The following is a 419-nucleotide window of genomic DNA, read 5'->3' as shown; positions in this document are numbered from 1 at the left end:
CCTTCACGTACTCCGCACCGCCGACCAGCGAGGCGGTCCGCAGCTGCCCGTCCCGGCGCAGCCAGTGCAGGAGCCCCGCGGTCCAGTCCGGGTCCTCGACGGCCAGGCGCCGCACGAGGGCGGCGAACCGGGTGTCGCGCTCCTGGCCACCTGCGTAAAAGGTCTCCTGCGCCACGAAGTTGGCGACGGCGAGAAGAAAGAGCTCGGACCGGGCATCACGCAGATGCCCGGTCCCGCCCTGGCGGTTGACCGCGAGCGCCCCGGTCGTGGCGACGGGCGAGGCGGGCAGGGAACGGGCCGGACGGAGCCGGACGCCGCGCCGGTTGAAGCGAGCCATGGAAATTCCCCCGAATTCCTGATTCCTGGGGGAGGCGCGCGACGGCGCAACGGGGTGCCCGAGATCCGGGCAGCGAATGCCC

At 72.8% G+C, this 419-nt stretch carries 1 pseudogene; it reads right to left on the bottom strand.

What is annotated here, in order from left to right:
- A pseudogene (locus RNB18_RS52755) lies at positions 1–337 on the bottom strand (TROVE domain-containing protein); the annotation flags it as partial.
- Positions 338–419: the final 82 nt, after the last annotated feature.

Origin of the sequence: Streptomyces doebereineriae, assembly GCF_031845645.1 — a bacterium.
In the GTDB taxonomy this organism is placed as follows: Bacteria; Actinomycetota; Actinomycetes; order Streptomycetales; family Streptomycetaceae; genus Streptomyces; species Streptomyces canus.
Note: the sequence above shows the minus strand (reverse complement) of the source record. Positions and strands in the feature narration are given on the sequence as shown.